This window comes from Roseibium limicola (assembly GCF_017313085.1).
In the GTDB taxonomy this organism is placed as follows: Bacteria; Pseudomonadota; Alphaproteobacteria; order Rhizobiales; family Stappiaceae; genus Roseibium; species Roseibium limicola.
Map to the genome: position 1 here is coordinate 1 of NZ_JAFLNF010000009.1, position 13,385 is coordinate 13,385.

Annotated in this window: 15 protein-coding genes; 8 read left to right on the plus strand and 7 right to left on the minus strand. The window is 60.2% G+C overall.

The window, feature by feature from the left end:
* Positions 1-196: 196 nt before the first annotated feature.
* Entirely contained in the window at positions 197-790 is a 594-nt protein-coding gene (gene phaR / locus J0X15_RS17685; protein WP_206943676.1) for a polyhydroxyalkanoate synthesis repressor PhaR, read from the minus strand.
* 340 nt (positions 791-1,130) lie between these two features.
* Between phaR and J0X15_RS17690 the strand changes: the two genes are divergently transcribed.
* The 3 genes from J0X15_RS17690 (at position 1,131) to J0X15_RS17700 (ending at position 4,015) form a co-directional block, all read left to right on the plus strand.
* Positions 1,131-2,312, plus strand: coding sequence for an acetyl-CoA C-acetyltransferase (locus tag J0X15_RS17690; RefSeq protein WP_206943679.1), 1,182 nt, complete (start codon positions 1,131-1,133; stop codon positions 2,310-2,312).
* 155 nt (positions 2,313-2,467) lie between these two features.
* A complete protein-coding gene (gene phbB / locus J0X15_RS17695; protein WP_206943680.1) occupies positions 2,468-3,196 on the plus strand; it encodes an acetoacetyl-CoA reductase in 729 nt (242 codons plus the stop codon).
* Between the two features lie 177 nt (positions 3,197-3,373).
* Positions 3,374-4,015: a septation protein A gene (locus J0X15_RS17700; protein ID WP_206943682.1), complete on the plus strand. Its 642-nt coding sequence runs from the start codon at positions 3,374-3,376 to the stop codon at positions 4,013-4,015.
* Between the two features lie 46 nt (positions 4,016-4,061).
* Here the strand turns inward: J0X15_RS17700 and J0X15_RS17705 are convergent, their stop codons facing one another.
* The 3 genes from J0X15_RS17705 to mtgA all read right to left on the minus strand — a co-directional run bounded on the left by J0X15_RS17705 (position 4,062) and on the right by mtgA (position 5,725).
* A complete protein-coding gene (locus J0X15_RS17705; RefSeq protein WP_206943684.1) occupies positions 4,062-4,481 on the minus strand; it encodes a hypothetical protein in 420 nt (139 codons plus the stop codon).
* A 201-nt stretch (positions 4,482-4,682) separates the two neighbouring features.
* On the minus strand, positions 4,683-4,865 hold the full coding sequence (rpmF, locus tag J0X15_RS17710) for a 50S ribosomal protein L32 (protein WP_206943686.1): 183 nt from the start codon (positions 4,863-4,865) through the stop codon (positions 4,683-4,685).
* A 170-nt stretch (positions 4,866-5,035) separates the two neighbouring features.
* Positions 5,036-5,725, minus strand: a complete 690-nt coding sequence (gene mtgA, locus J0X15_RS17715; RefSeq protein WP_206943688.1) for a monofunctional biosynthetic peptidoglycan transglycosylase — start codon at positions 5,723-5,725, stop codon at positions 5,036-5,038.
* Positions 5,726-6,116: 391 nt separating this feature from the next.
* Here mtgA and J0X15_RS17720 point away from each other — a divergent pair, with 391 nt between their 5' ends.
* Positions 6,117-6,977, plus strand: a complete 861-nt coding sequence (locus J0X15_RS17720; protein ID WP_206944153.1) for a polyprenyl synthetase family protein — start codon at positions 6,117-6,119, stop codon at positions 6,975-6,977.
* Positions 6,978-6,994: 17 nt separating this feature from the next.
* On the opposite strand, the gene J0X15_RS17725 is transcribed toward J0X15_RS17720, so the two are convergent.
* Both J0X15_RS17725 and J0X15_RS17730 read right to left on the minus strand, forming a co-directional pair.
* Complete coding sequence (locus tag J0X15_RS17725) at positions 6,995-7,921, minus strand: prephenate/arogenate dehydrogenase family protein (protein ID WP_206943690.1); 927 nt, start codon at positions 7,919-7,921, stop codon at positions 6,995-6,997.
* 18 nt (positions 7,922-7,939) lie between these two features.
* Positions 7,940-9,067 (minus strand): pyridoxal phosphate-dependent aminotransferase, encoded by a 1,128-nt coding sequence (locus tag J0X15_RS17730; protein ID WP_206943692.1) that lies wholly within the window; start codon positions 9,065-9,067, stop codon positions 7,940-7,942.
* A 343-nt stretch (positions 9,068-9,410) separates the two neighbouring features.
* On the opposite strand from J0X15_RS17730, the gene metX reads away from it, so the two are divergent.
* Together metX and metW are read left to right on the plus strand one after the other, a co-directional pair.
* On the plus strand, positions 9,411-10,607 hold the full coding sequence (gene metX / locus J0X15_RS17735; RefSeq protein ID WP_206943694.1) for a homoserine O-acetyltransferase MetX: 1,197 nt from the start codon (positions 9,411-9,413) through the stop codon (positions 10,605-10,607).
* A 1-nt stretch (position 10,608) separates the two neighbouring features.
* Positions 10,609-11,241: a methionine biosynthesis protein MetW gene (gene metW, locus J0X15_RS17740; protein ID WP_206943696.1), complete on the plus strand. Its 633-nt coding sequence runs from the start codon at positions 10,609-10,611 to the stop codon at positions 11,239-11,241.
* 3 nt (positions 11,242-11,244) lie between these two features.
* On the opposite strand, the gene J0X15_RS17745 is transcribed toward metW, so the two are convergent.
* Complete coding sequence (locus J0X15_RS17745) at positions 11,245-12,009, minus strand: class I SAM-dependent methyltransferase (protein ID WP_206943698.1); 765 nt, start codon at positions 12,007-12,009, stop codon at positions 11,245-11,247.
* Positions 12,010-12,140: 131 nt separating this feature from the next.
* On the opposite strand from J0X15_RS17745, the gene gloB reads away from it, so the two are divergent.
* Complete coding sequence (gloB, locus tag J0X15_RS17750; RefSeq protein ID WP_206943707.1) at positions 12,141-12,923, plus strand: hydroxyacylglutathione hydrolase; 783 nt, start codon at positions 12,141-12,143, stop codon at positions 12,921-12,923.
* 4 nt (positions 12,924-12,927) lie between these two features.
* On the plus strand, positions 12,928-13,383 hold the full coding sequence (locus tag J0X15_RS17755) for a cupin domain-containing protein (RefSeq protein ID WP_206943710.1): 456 nt from the start codon (positions 12,928-12,930) through the stop codon (positions 13,381-13,383).
* Positions 13,384-13,385 lie beyond the last annotated feature (2 nt).

The following is a 13,385-nucleotide window of genomic DNA, read 5'->3' on the forward strand; positions in this document are numbered from 1 at the left end:
ACAAGCCCCCGCGTGACACAGGCAAGCCCGCAAAAAACAAACCCATAAACGCGGACAATCGCCACAAAGCAAAAGCTTAAAAAACAAACCCGCCGGAAATCGACGGGTTTGTCAGCAGTCTGAAAAGGCCCTGAACACAGTTCAGGGCCTTTTGTCATTGCGTCGACGCTGCGCCACCGGGACGCTTGCGCACGATCTATTTTTTTCCGCTCAATGCCATGAGTTGCGCCTGCATGGCAGCCATCTGCTTTTTCATCTCATCCAGATCGGATGAAGTATCGGCTTTTGGCGCAGGCTTTTGCTGCGCTTCCTCACCGCCGGCAGCAGCCCCGCTCTCTGCCTGTGCAAACGGCATGAACATCTTCATCGCCCGCTCGAACATCTCGGCATTGCGCTTGACCTGATCTTCAATCGCTTCAAACGCACCACCGCCGAAGGTATCGCTCATCTGCGAGCGCATCTTCTCCTGCTCCTGGGTCAGCGACGTCATGGAGTATTCCAGAAAGCTCGGAACCATCCCCTGCATGCTATCGCCGTAGAACCCGATCAGCTGGCGCAAGAAAGGGATTGGCAGAAGGTTCTGCCCCTTGCCCTCTTGTTCGAATATAATCTGCGTCAGCACCGAGCGGGTAATTTCATCTCCCGACTTTGCGTCAAAGACAACAAAGTCCTCCTGCCCCTTCACCATCACCGCCAGGTCCTCCAGCGTCACATAGGTGCTGGTGCCCGTATTGTAGAGACGGCGGTTGGCGTATTTCTTGATGATTGTCGGCTCGTCGGTCTTGGCCATTCCCATCTTCCGTCACAATTGCCATCACGCGCCTTTTCTGCGCCTGAGGTATGTTCCAGTTCGGCAGCGCACCAAGTAGCGCACCACCAACTCCTCCGACTTTCAGACTATGCCAAGAACCGGGAGGCTGGCCAGTCTTTTCATACGCCTACAGGATCTTAGCCAACTGCATCGACCGCAATGCAGCACAGCCAAATGGATGAATTGCTGCAGTCCGAACAACGGTTGACATCCACTTAACCACGTCTTCTAGTCGTTGCAGACGAGGGCACGCGGATCGCAGGGAGGAACAATCCTGCCGACTGCTTGCCCTTCCAGGAGGACGAACCCGGAGTAGATCATGAGTGCTTCCAACGATGTCGTGATAGTCAGTGCCACCCGGACCCCTGTCGGGTCTTTCAATGGCGCCTTTGCCTCAGTCGCAGCCCATGAGCTTGGCGCGACAGCCATCAAGGCCGCCATCGAGAAGGCAGGCGTATCCCCTTCAGAGATCGACGAAGTTGTCTTCGGCCAGGTCCTGACAGGTGGTCAGGGGCAGAACCCGGCCCGCCAGGCCGCAATCGGCGCCGGTATTTCCGAAGGTGCGACGGCCTGGGTCCTGAACCAGGTCTGCGGTTCCGGTCTGCGTACCGTTGCGATCGCCGCCCAGCAGATCATGTGTGGCGATGCCACCATCATGATCGCCGGTGGTCAGGAAAACATGTCCCAGTCGCCGCATTGCGCGCATATGCGCTCCGGCTACAAGATGGGCGATTTCAAGATGATCGACACGATGATCAAGGATGGCCTGTGGGACGCCTTCAACGGCTACCACATGGGTCAGACCGCCGAGAATGTCGCCAGCAAGTGGGACATCTCCCGCGATCAGCAGGACGCTTTCGCCGTCGCCTCGCAAAACAAGGCCGAAGCAGCCCAGAAAGCCGGCAAGTTCAAGGCCGAGATCACCCCCGTGACCGTCAAGGGACGCAAGGGCGACACTATCGTGGAAGACGATGAATACATCCGCCACGGTGCCACCCTCGACAGCGTTGCCAAGTTGCGCCCCGCCTTTACCAAGGAAGGCTCCGTCACAGCGGGCAACGCCTCCGGCATCAACGATGGCGCTGCTGCTCTGGTAGTCATGAGTGCCGCTGAAGCCGAGCGTCGAGGCCTGACACCGCTGGCCCGCATTGCCTCCTGGGCGACCGCTGGCGTCGATCCTGCAATCATGGGCTCCGGTCCGATCCCCGCTTCCCGCAAGGCTCTGGAGAAGGCCGGCTGGGCCGCCTCCGATCTCGACCTCGTGGAAGCCAACGAAGCCTTTGCCGCTCAGGCCTGTGCCGTCAACAAGGACATGGGCTGGAACCCGGATGTGGTCAACGTCAACGGTGGCGCCATTGCGATCGGTCATCCGATCGGCGCCTCTGGCGCCCGCATCCTGACCACCCTGTTACACGAAATGGGGCGTCGCGACGCCAGGAAGGGCCTTGCGACCCTGTGCATCGGCGGTGGCATGGGTGTCGCCATGTGCCTCGAGCGCTGATCAACAGGCGTTGCCGGTTGCGCGGGACACCACTCTCGCCGCGCCAATGAGACACGCAGGACGGGGTCACCGGGAACGTCCCCGGCTCCGTCCTGGACCAAAAACACAAGGGGAACGACCGGAACAGGTCACCATGAAAATCCGAGGAGGGTAGAATGAGTAAGGTCGCACTGGTCACTGGCGGCACGCGCGGAATTGGCGAAGCGATTTCCAGGGGATTGCAGGCAGCAGGCTATACCGTCGCTGCAACCTATGCCGGCAACACCGAAAAAGCCGAGGCTTTCAAGGCGGAAACCGGCATTCATGTCTACAAGTGGGACGTCGCCAATCCGGATGAATGCGCCGATGGCATTGCCAAGGTCGAGGCCGAACTCGGCCCGGTCGAAGTGCTGGTCAACAACGCCGGCATCACCCGCGACGGCATGTTCCACAAGATGAGCTTCGACCAGTGGCGCGCCGTACTCTCCACCAATCTGGACAGCATGTTCACCATGACCCGCCCGGTCATCGAAGGCATGCGTGCCCGCGCTTCCGGGCGCATCATCAACATCTCCTCGATCAACGGCCAGAAGGGCCAGATGGGTCAGGCCAACTACTCTGCTGCCAAGGCCGGCGTGATCGGCTTCACCAAGGCGCTGGCCCAGGAAAACGCCTTCAAGGGCGTGACAGTCAACTGCATCTGCCCGGGCTATATCAACACCGACATGGTCGCTGCGATGCCGGAAAAGGTGCTGGAGAAGATCGTCGCCGGCATTCCGGTCGGTCGCCTCGGCCATCCGGAGGAAATCGCCCAGACGGTGGTCTACATCGCCTCTGACGCCGCCGCCTTCATGACCGGCTCGGTCATGACCGTCAACGGCGGCCAGTACATCGCCAACGGCTGATCAGCGTCTCGTACGCCCAAGATCTCGGCTTCAAACGAAAGGCGCCACAATGGGCGCCTTTCTGCATTTGGCATCATTCTGCCGTTTTCATGACCCATCAGAGCTTGACCCCGCCCCTCCCGGCTGCCTATCTCCGGGACGAAAGCTGACTGAACCGATCCGGAGCCGCACCAGACCATGGAATTTGAACACGCGCCGAACGACCCGACCCGCAAAGAGATCTCGCCGCTTTTGAAGCTGGCACTGGAGCTCGGCCCGCTGGGGGTCTTCTTCCTGTTCAATGCCAAGGGTGCGCAGATTGCAGAGCTGTTTCCCGTCCTTCAGACACTCGGCAAGCCGATTTTCCTGGCGACAGCCGCCTTCATGGTGGCGATCACCGTCTCGCTGGCCGTCTCGCTGTGGCTGACCCGGCGTCTGCCGATCATGCCACTCGTCACCGGCGTCGTGGTGCTGGTGTTCGGCGCGCTGACGCTCTGGCTGCACGACGATCTCTTCATCAAACTGAAGCCGACCATCGTCAACGTGTTGTTCGGCTCGGTACTGCTCGGCGGTTTGCTTTTCGGCAAGTCGCTGCTCGGGTACGTCTTTGACGGAGCGTTCCGTCTGTCGGAACAGGGCTGGCGCATTCTGACGTTTCGCTGGGGCATCTTCTTTTTCGTTCTCGCCATCATCAACGAGATCATCTGGCGCAATTTTTCGACCGATTTCTGGGTCAACTTCAAGGTTTTCGGCGTCATGCCCCTAACCTTGCTGTTCACCATGACCCAGCTGCCGCTGATTCAGCGCCACGCGCTCGCAGACGAAAAAACCGAAGCCTGAGAAGGCTTCGGTCGCTTTGGTTTCAGCAGATGATGTCTTTTACCGCTCAGTAAGGGCCTTCGCCAGAACCGAAGGTCACGTCGCGCCGCGCGCCTGTAATGGAAATTGAGAACCCGGCGATCACATCGACGAGGGAAATCACCATCAGGATGAAGAACAGCGACGTTGCTGCCTGAGGCAGGATCAGGAATTCCACCAGATAGGCGACAAACACCAGAACCGACAGGATGTGGTCGATCAGCGCTGCCTTGCCGATCTTTGTCGCCTTCAGAATTTCAAAGAACAGCAGGATCAGCGACCCCGCGACCAGAAGGTCGGCAAAGGTCATGGCGAAAATCGCCCCCGATACCATCGGAATGGAGAACATTTCCGATTGGAACGACAGGCCCGGCCCGCCGAACAAGGCCAGCACATTGTAGATGAGAAACGGGATAACCGTCAGCGGCAGGGCGGCAAGAAGGGCCATGGACATTCCTTGATCTTGAAGTCGGTAGCGGCAATTTACCGCCAGTCTACAGATAAACCGAAAGGATGACAGTCGGTTGCGCGCTGGACCCGCCCAGGAAACGCCCGCAAGCAACGGACAAAGAAAAAGGCCGCCCGAACCGGACGGCCTTGAACTTATTGAGAAGTCACCATCCAGCGACCCATCAGCTTTGGCAGACGATTAGTCTTCCTTCGGCGTCAGAATCTGACGGCCCCGGTACATGCCGGACTTCAGGTCGACGTGGTGCGGGCGACGCAGTTCGCCCGAATCCTTGTCTTCCACATAAGCCTGCTGCTTCAGGGCGTCCGCGGAACGGCGAAAACCGCGCTTCATGCGCGACGTTTTCCTCTTTGGTACGGCCATTTTATTCTTCTCCGTGGTCCATAGTTGCGCGGCCCGGACCGGGGTAAGCCCGGGGCGTGGCGTCACGCAGCGTGTTGGAATGGGCGGCGTTATACAGGTTAGATCCGTACTTTGCCAGTCCATCGACTAAAATTTCTTCTGTGCGTCTTTTATCTGGAATTGAGCTGAGGTCAACCGTCCAGAACACAGGAAAATATCGGACCGGCCTGCGCGACCCTCGCAACGTTGGTCGCAGACAATTTTCGATGCCCTGGCGAAGGTTTGGCCGGGTTTCTTCCCAACGGATCCGGCAAGGCAGTCGCCAGTCTCGCTGCCTCCGTCCGGGTCAGATCTTTCGCCGGCTTGCCGAACCAGGCCTGAGCGGCTGCTTCCGCCCCGAAAATGCCCTCGCCCCATTCCGCCACGTTGAGATAAATCTCCATCATCCGCCGTTTGGTCAGGATGCCGTCGAGGACGAGCGCCAACGGCAGCTCCAGCCCTTTGCGCACATAGGAGCGCCCATTCCACAGGAACAGGTTCTTGGCAGTCTGCATGGTCAAGGTGGAGGCCCCGCGCGGCGCCTCGCCTTCGCTCAACACCTCGACCTGTTTCTGCAGCGCCCGCCAATCCACCCCGTCATGCTCGCAAAAACGCGCATCTTCGGAGGTGATGACCGCCTTCACCAGATTGGGCGAGATGTTTTCCAGCGGCTCCCACTGCCGGTCGACCCACAGCAGCTGCGCCCAGCGCCCGACCATCAATGTGCTGATCGGCGGCACGATGGAATAAACGATCGTCAGAAAGATCGGGGCGGCAACGATCAACGCCAACACAAAAGCACTGAGCTTCGCCCATCCACCCTTCGATGAAGGAAGTCTCATGCCACGTCGCCGCGTTCCCGAGCTTGCGGTCGCGCCGCCCCGGTTTGTCCTTGCCTGCCCCATATAGGCCCCGACCCCTTGCCCAGGCGGACCGGCCACACTTGCCGTCCGCACGCCATTTTCACCTGTTCCAAAACCTTCGCCAAGGCTGGATCGCGAGCCTACACGAGCTCTTCGTTCCAGCCTAGAGAGGCAAATGGCAAAGCCCGCAGCGTGGTTTCCATCACGGCACGAAGGCTTCGCGAGAGACTCAGGCTTGACCCGAACCGTATTTCGGGTGAGGGAACACAGGAAACTCAGCTCCAGTCGACCACTGGGCGAAAGCTTGCACCGAACTGGACTGATCTTGACTGAAATCCTCACTCTTCGCCTGCCGCGTTTGGGCGCCCGCATGGAGCCGGTGCTCGAATCCCTGCTTGCCGACGCACCCCTGTCCCAGGAAAACGAGCGTCCGCCACGTCTCATGGCGGCGATGCGCCATGCGGTCCTGGCTGGAGGCAAACGCCTGCGACCGATCCTCGTCATGGAAGTCGCTGAGCTCTTCGGCCGTCAGGACGATGGGGTGCTGACAGCAGCTGCGGCGCTGGAATTCATCCATTGTTACTCACTGGTGCATGACGACCTGCCAGCCATGGATGATGACGATCTGCGACGTGGCCGCCCCACTGTTCACAAGGCGTTTGACGAAGCAACAGCCATTCTGGCTGGCGATGCCTTGTTGACCCTCGCCTTCGACGCCATCACCGCTGACCCGGTGCATGAAGACCCTGCGGTGCGACTGGTTCTGACGCGCGAGCTGTCCCGCGCCGCTGGTATCGGCGGCATGGCGGGCGGTCAGATGCTCGATCTGGAATCTGAAAGCCGGGCACGCTCCGAACAGGAGATCCGTACGCTGCAAGCGATGAAAACCGGCGCCTTGTTGCGCTATGCCTGTCGCGCCGGCGCTCTGCTGGCCAACGCACACGAAGGCGACGTCGACCGCCTGACACGTTTTGGCGAAATCATAGGTCTGGCGTTTCAGCTCGCCGACGATCTGCTGGATGTGGAAGCCAGCGCGGAAACGACAGGCAAGGCAACCGGCAAGGATGCTGCTGCCGGCAAGGCAACCCTCGTCGGCCTGCACGGGGTGGACGCAACCCGCGCGGAACTGGCGAAGCTTCAGGCAGAAGCCACAGCCCTGCTGCAGCCGTTTGGTGAGAAAGCCAAGCCCTTGATCGAGCTGGCAGACTTCATCTCCAACCGCAACCACTAGGGCGTGGGTGCAGCGTCTCAGTCTTTCGGGTGATGGCGCCCGAAATCCGGCTCGTCGGTTTCCTGGCCCGCCTCGATGATCGAACGGCGAATGCCGCGCGTGCGGGTGAAAAGGTCAAACAGCTGATCGCCATCGCCCCAGCGCACAGCCCGCTGCAAGGCGGCCAGATCTTCCGAAAACCGGCCCAGCATTTCCAGGATGGCATCCTTGTTGTGCAGGCACACGTCTCGCCACATGGTCGGATCAGAGGCCGCCAGGCGAGTAAAGTCACGAAAACCCGACGCGGAATATTTGATCACTTCCGACTTTGTCACTGTTTCCAGATCATCTGCCGTGCCGACGATGTTGTAGGCAATCAGATGCGGCAGATGCGACACGATGGCCAGAACCCGGTCGTGATGATCCGGGTCCATGATGTCGACGGTCGAGCCCAGGCCCTCCCAGAAGCGGCTGAGCGCAGCAATTGCTGCTGCATCGGCGTCGGGCTGGTCCGGCGTCAGAATGCACCAGCGGCTCTCAAACAGGCTGGAGAAGCCCGCATCTGGGCCGGACTGCTCAGTCCCTGCCAATGGGTGACCGGCGATGAAATGCACGCCTTCGGGAACATGTGGGCGCACTTCACCGACAACAGTGGCCTTCGTCGATCCGACGTCCGACAGAATGGCACCGGGCTTCAGGAAAGCCCCCATCCGCTTCGTCAGGGCACCACTGACGCCAACCGGCGTGCACAACAGCACCAGATCAGCCCCCTCGGCAGCCTCTCCCGCGTCGCCACAATATCGATCTCCGAGCTCGAGCTCTTCGGCCCGGGCCAGATGCACCGCAGACTCATCGCAGATGGTGATATGGCGCACGACACCCCGAACCTTCGCGGCCCGGGCAATGGAGGACCCGATCAGACCAATGCCGATCAGGGTCAAACGTTCAAACAGGGGCTCGGACATAGACTGGCTGATGCTGCCTTATTTCTTCAGGAAATCGCTCAGAAGGGCGACAATCTCGCGATTGGCCTCTTCCGAGCCGATGGACATGCGCAGGGCGTTCGGCAGGCCGTAGTTGGTCACACGACGCAGCACGCAACCACGCTCCAGAAGCCATTCGTCTGCAGCGTCCGCGCCCTTGCCCGCTTCATCAGGGAAGTGAATCAAGACAAAATTGCCGACACTCGGCGTCACTTTCAGGCCAAGACCTTCCAGCTCGTTCGTCACCCATGGCAACCAGGTTTCATTGTGCTGCACGGCGGCTTCAACGAAGGCCTTGTCTTTCACCGCCTCGATACCGGCAACAAGCGCCGGACCGTTGACGTTGAACGGACCGCGGATCCGGTTGAGCGTGTCGATGACATGGTCCGGACCGAAACACCAGCCAAGGCGCAGGCTGGCAAGACCGTAGATCTTGGAAAAGGTGCGCGACATCACGACGTTTTCCGAGGTGGCGGCCAGCTCCATGCCGCTGTCGTAATCATTGCGGCGCACGTATTCCGCATAAGCCGCGTCAAGCACCAGCAGAACGGTCGACGGCAGGCCCGCGTGCAGGCGGCGCACTTCGTCAAACGGCAGATAGGTGCCTGTCGGATTATTCGGATTGGCGATAAAGACCATCTTGGTCTTGTCGGTAACCCGCGCCAGGATCGCATCAACGTCGGTGGTCAGATCTTTTTCCGGCGCAATCACCGGCGTCGCACCGGCGGCCTTGATGGCAATGTCATAAACCAGAAAGCCGTGCTCGGAGTAGATCGCCTCGTCACCCGGCTCCAGATAGCCATAGGCCAGCAGCGACAGCACCTCATCCGATCCGGCACCGCAAATGATGCGGTTCGGGTTCAGACCGTGCACCGTGGCAATTGCATCGCGTAGCGCCGTGGAAGACCCGTCAGGATAAAGCTCCAGCGCACCGGCCAGATCAATCAAGGCAGCCTGCGCCTTGGGACTGGCGCCAAGCGGTGTTTCATTCGACGAAAGCTTATGCCGGGTGACACCATGGCTGCCTTTGGATTTTCCCGGCACATAGGCGGCAATTTCCATCACGCTGGCACGCGGCTGCGGACGGTTTGTGGTCACATCGGCAAGAGCACTGGATGTCTCGGTCATCAACGAAATCCCCGGGAACGAAGACCGGAGACGCCGGCCTTCTGCAAAACTGGACGAACCGGCCCAACACCCGCTCCGTGACGGGATTTAACAAGCCAACCGTTTCGGGGTCTATACCCCGCAGCTTGCTCTGTAAAAAGAAAAACTTCGCGTCACCAGCTCCTGAGCTTCTAAAATTGCCGCTGCACGGTAGAGATCAAACTCCGGCGAGACCCGCAGCAAACCATTGACTTGCGCTCCCCCTCCCCCTAGGTGCTGATAGCTTGCCCATCCCGTTGCAGCCTGCACCCAGGACCTGTCGGCGAAAACGGCATCGAACTTCGGAAACCAGAATTGGCAGACCATGGCCGACGAGACATCCGCACCTACACTTCACGCCCTCTCCATCGCCGAGGTTGATCGACCGAGCAGCCAACTCGCCAAGTTCGGCGTCGACGATCCTCTGCATCTCGACAGCGGCAAGAGCATCGCCCCCTGGCAGATCGCCTATGAGACCTACGGCGAGCTGAATGCGGACAAGTCCAACGCCGTTCTGATCTGTCATGCCCTGACCGGCGATCAATATGTCGCTTCCAACAACCCGGTCACCGGCAAGCCCGGCTGGTGGGAGCGCATGGTTGGTCCGGGGCGGCCGATTGATACGGACAAGTATTTCGTCCTTTGCGCCAATGTTCTTGGCGGCTGTCTTGGCACCACCGGTCCTGCTTCCATCAACCCGGCCACCGGCAAGGCCTATGCCGTGAGCATGCCCGTCGTGACGATCCGCGACATGGTGCGGGCTCAGGCCAAGCTGGTTGATCGTTTCGGCATCGATACGTTGTTTGCCGTGGTCGGCGGCTCGATGGGCGGCATGCAGGTGTTGCAATGGGCGGCAAGCTATCCGGAGCGGGTGTTCGCTGCCGTGCCGATTGCCACCGGCGCCCGCCATTCGTCCCAGAACATCGCCTTCCACGAAGTCGGGCGCCAGGCCATCATGGCAGATCCGGACTGGTGCGAGGGCGCATATATTGCAGAAGACAAGCGGCCGCTGAAGGGCCTGGCGGTGGCCCGGATGGCGGCGCATATCACCTATATGTCCGACAGTTCGCTGCATCAGAAATTTGGCAGAAACCTGCAGGACCGGGAAGATCTGACCTTTGGTTTCGATGCCGATTTCCAGATCGAGAGCTATCTCCGCCACCAGGGCATGACCTTCGTCGACCGGTTCGACGCCAATTCCTATCTCTATGTCACCCGTGCCATGGACTACTTCGATCTGGCGGCCGAATTCGGCTCGTTGCCGCTGGCGTTCACCGGCACAACCACACGGTTCTGCGTCATGAGCTTCACCTCCGACTGGCTGTTCCCGACATCCGAGAGCCGCAATATCGTCAAGGCGCTGAACGCAGCCGCCGCCAACGTTTCCTTCGTCGAAGTCGACAGCGACCGTGGCCACGACGCATTTCTGCTGGATGTGCCGGAGATGTTCTCCACCATTCGCGGCTTCATCACCGGGGCGGCGCGGGCCCGGGGCATTCCTGCGCCCGGAGGAGCAAACTGAGATGGTTGAAGTGTCCCTGAACTACAATGGCACAGCCATTCGCGGCGATCATCACGTGGTTGCCAGTCTGGTGCCCGAAGGCTCCCGCGTGCTCGACATTGGCTGCGGTGATGGTGGACTGCTGGCGCTGCTTCAAGCCGAGCGCAAGGTCGACGGACGTGGCATCGAGTTGTCACAGCAGGGCGTAAACAAGTGCGTCGAGCAGGGCTTGTCCGCCATTCAGGGCGATGCCGATACCGATCTGGAAGACTATCCGGACAACGCTTTCGACGTGGTGGTGATGAGCCAGACGCTGCAGGCGACCCGTGACCCGGAACAAGTGATGAACGAGCTGCTGCGCATCGGCAAGCAGGTGATCATCTCGATTCCGAATTTCGCCCATTGGCGCAACCGGATGCAGCTTGGGTTGCTTGGCCACATGCCGGTGACCAAATACTTGCCTTACGAGTGGTACAACACGCCGAACATCCACTTTTGCTCGCTCAAGGACTTCGGCAGTCTCTGCGATCAGCTGAATGCGACCGTGGAGCAGGCCATTCCGCTGAATTCAGGCGGCACCCGAATCAACTTTCCCGCCCCATGGAAAGTCTGGAATCTGCTGGCCAATCAGGCGGTCTACGTACTGCGGCGCTAGGTTTCAGGTGTCGGAAGCGCGGTATTCCGCCTTCATGCCGATGGCCGTGCCTTCCGGAATGAACACCGGGCGCAGCACCCGCAGCGGATTCTTGCCCTTTTCCGCCGGAATGCCCCGGTAGACCTTCTTTTCCGCCTCGGCGATCAACAGCCCACTGAAGGCCGGCCAAAGCCGACGCCCGACGCCTTCCCAGGTTCGCGCCGAGCGCAGCACGAAAGGCGCCTTCGTTGGCGGCAGGAACAACGCTTCACGATCTGCCACCACATCGAACTGGCAGGACCGCAACAGCCCCTTGAGCTGCGAGCGGGAGTAAGGACGGGCATAACCGAAGGGCGAGATCTCCGACTGCGACCACAGGCCCCGCCGGTTGGGAACCACCGCGATCAGCCGCCCACCGGGCGCCAGCACACGCCGCGCTTCTTCCAGCAGATCGGTCGGGTGCGAGGAATGATCCAGCGCATGGACCATGATGACCTTGTCGAAAAACGCGTCGGAGAAGGGCAACCGTGCCTCTTCCACCAGGGTCGCGGCATTCACGGTCTCACGTGGCCAGCCGACAGCGCCTTGTTGCGCCGGCATAGCCGCAATGCACCGTTCCGCCGATCCAAGATAGGGACGCATGAACGGCCCGGCATACCCCAGCCCGAGCAGCGTTTGTCCCTCCAGGGTCGGCCACAGGGTTCGGATCTGCCCCCCGATAAGCACCCGTAGCAGGCGCCCGATCGGCAAATCGTAGAAGGTTCTTAAGTCCGCAACGTCCAGATACATGAAGAGCCCATCGAAACTGAGCCGCGATTGAACCTTGATTGCCCGTCCGGCGCAAGGCCCTTGCGGGAAGCGGAACCCTTTGCCACTCTCCCTGTTGACTACATGCAATTCCCTCAGGACCGAGGTTGTCCATGTCCGACGAAAATACCATTGAAATCCGCCAGTTTTCCTGCCTTTCCGACAATTTCGGCCTGCTGATCCGCGACCACGCGAAAGACATCACCATTGCCGTCGACGTGCCCGAGGCCGCGCCTTATTTGAACATCCTTCAGGAAACCGGCTGGAAACTGACCGAAATCCTGATCACCCACCACCATTGGGACCATGTGCAGGGGCTCAGCGAGCTGAAAGAGAAGACCGGCGCCCATGTCACGGGCCCCGCCCGGTCCTTCAACAAGATCCAGGGCATGGACCGGATGATCGAAGACGGCGACAGCATCCGCGTTGGTGAATACGAAGTGCGGGCAATCTCCACCCCGGGCCATACGATTGATCAGATCTCCTGGTACATTCCGGAGCTGCAACTCGCCCACACCGGCGACACCTTGTTTTCGCTTGGATGCGGCCGGGTGTTTGAAGGCGACCTGGAGATGATGTGGTCGTCTCTCGACAAGCTGAAGCGCAAGCTGCCGCCTGAAACAACCATCTATTGCGGCCATGAGTACACCCAGGCCAACGCCAAGTTTTCCCTGACCATCGAGCCGGACAACGAGGCCCTGCAGAAGCGCGTCCGCGAAGTGTCAGCCCTGCGCGCCGATGGCAAACCGACCTTGCCGACGACCATGAGCCAGGAACTGGCAACCAATCCGTTCCTGCGGGCCAGCGAGCAAAGCGTCAAGGATGCGCTTGGTATGAGCAATGCGAGTGATGCGGAGGCCTTCGCCGAAATCCGCACCCGCAAGGACCAGGCCTGAGCCGATGCCCGAAACCACCATTGCTCTGCACTCCAGCCTGACCGCAGATGAAGTGGTGCAACTGCTGCAGATGTCTCCACATCCGGAAGGGGGTTTTTATGCCGAGACCTTTCGCGATGAGATGACCGACGCTAAGGGGCGTGCCGCCTCGACCCTGATCTACTTCCTGTTGCCGGCGGGGATCGTTTCCCGCTGGCACCGGGTGGATGCGGTGGAGACCTGGCACTTCTATGCGGGAAGTCCGCTGGAACTGTCGCTCAGTCGGGATGGAAAAGAGCTGACCGTGATCCGGCTGGGTGCCGATCTTCTGCAGGGCGAACGTCCTCAGGGAATCGTTCCGCGCAACGCCTGGCAACAAGCCCGTTCGCTCGGTCCCTGGACGCTGGTCGGCTGTACCGTCGCACCCGGATTCCAGTTTGAGGGTTTCGAGATGGCACCACCGGGCTGGCAGCCCGGATAAAC

Excerpts from the sequence above, each read along its gene's own strand:
- phaR (WP_206943676.1), bottom strand. The coding sequence starts at position 790 with ATGGCCAAGACCGACGAGCCGACAATCATCAAGAAATACGCCAACCGC.
- J0X15_RS17690 (WP_206943679.1), top strand. The coding sequence starts at position 1,131 with ATGAGTGCTTCCAACGATGTCGTGATAGTCAGTGCCACCCGGACCCCT.
- phbB (WP_206943680.1), top strand. The coding sequence starts at position 2,468 with ATGAGTAAGGTCGCACTGGTCACTGGCGGCACGCGCGGAATTGGCGAA.
- J0X15_RS17700 (WP_206943682.1), top strand. The coding sequence starts at position 3,374 with ATGGAATTTGAACACGCGCCGAACGACCCGACCCGCAAAGAGATCTCG.
- J0X15_RS17705 (WP_206943684.1), bottom strand. The coding sequence starts at position 4,481 with ATGGCCCTTCTTGCCGCCCTGCCGCTGACGGTTATCCCGTTTCTCATC.
- rpmF (WP_206943686.1), bottom strand. The coding sequence starts at position 4,865 with ATGGCCGTACCAAAGAGGAAAACGTCGCGCATGAAGCGCGGTTTTCGC.
- mtgA (WP_206943688.1), bottom strand. The coding sequence starts at position 5,725 with ATGAGACTTCCTTCATCGAAGGGTGGATGGGCGAAGCTCAGTGCTTTT.
- J0X15_RS17720 (WP_206944153.1), top strand. The coding sequence starts at position 6,117 with ATGGAGCCGGTGCTCGAATCCCTGCTTGCCGACGCACCCCTGTCCCAG.
- J0X15_RS17725 (WP_206943690.1), bottom strand. The coding sequence starts at position 7,921 with ATGTCCGAGCCCCTGTTTGAACGTTTGACCCTGATCGGCATTGGTCTG.
- J0X15_RS17730 (WP_206943692.1), bottom strand. The coding sequence starts at position 9,067 with ATGACCGAGACATCCAGTGCTCTTGCCGATGTGACCACAAACCGTCCG.
- metX (WP_206943694.1), top strand. The coding sequence starts at position 9,411 with ATGGCCGACGAGACATCCGCACCTACACTTCACGCCCTCTCCATCGCC.
- metW (WP_206943696.1), top strand. The coding sequence starts at position 10,609 with ATGGTTGAAGTGTCCCTGAACTACAATGGCACAGCCATTCGCGGCGAT.
- J0X15_RS17745 (WP_206943698.1), bottom strand. The coding sequence starts at position 12,009 with ATGTATCTGGACGTTGCGGACTTAAGAACCTTCTACGATTTGCCGATC.
- gloB (WP_206943707.1), top strand. The coding sequence starts at position 12,141 with ATGTCCGACGAAAATACCATTGAAATCCGCCAGTTTTCCTGCCTTTCC.
- J0X15_RS17755 (WP_206943710.1), top strand. The coding sequence starts at position 12,928 with ATGCCCGAAACCACCATTGCTCTGCACTCCAGCCTGACCGCAGATGAA.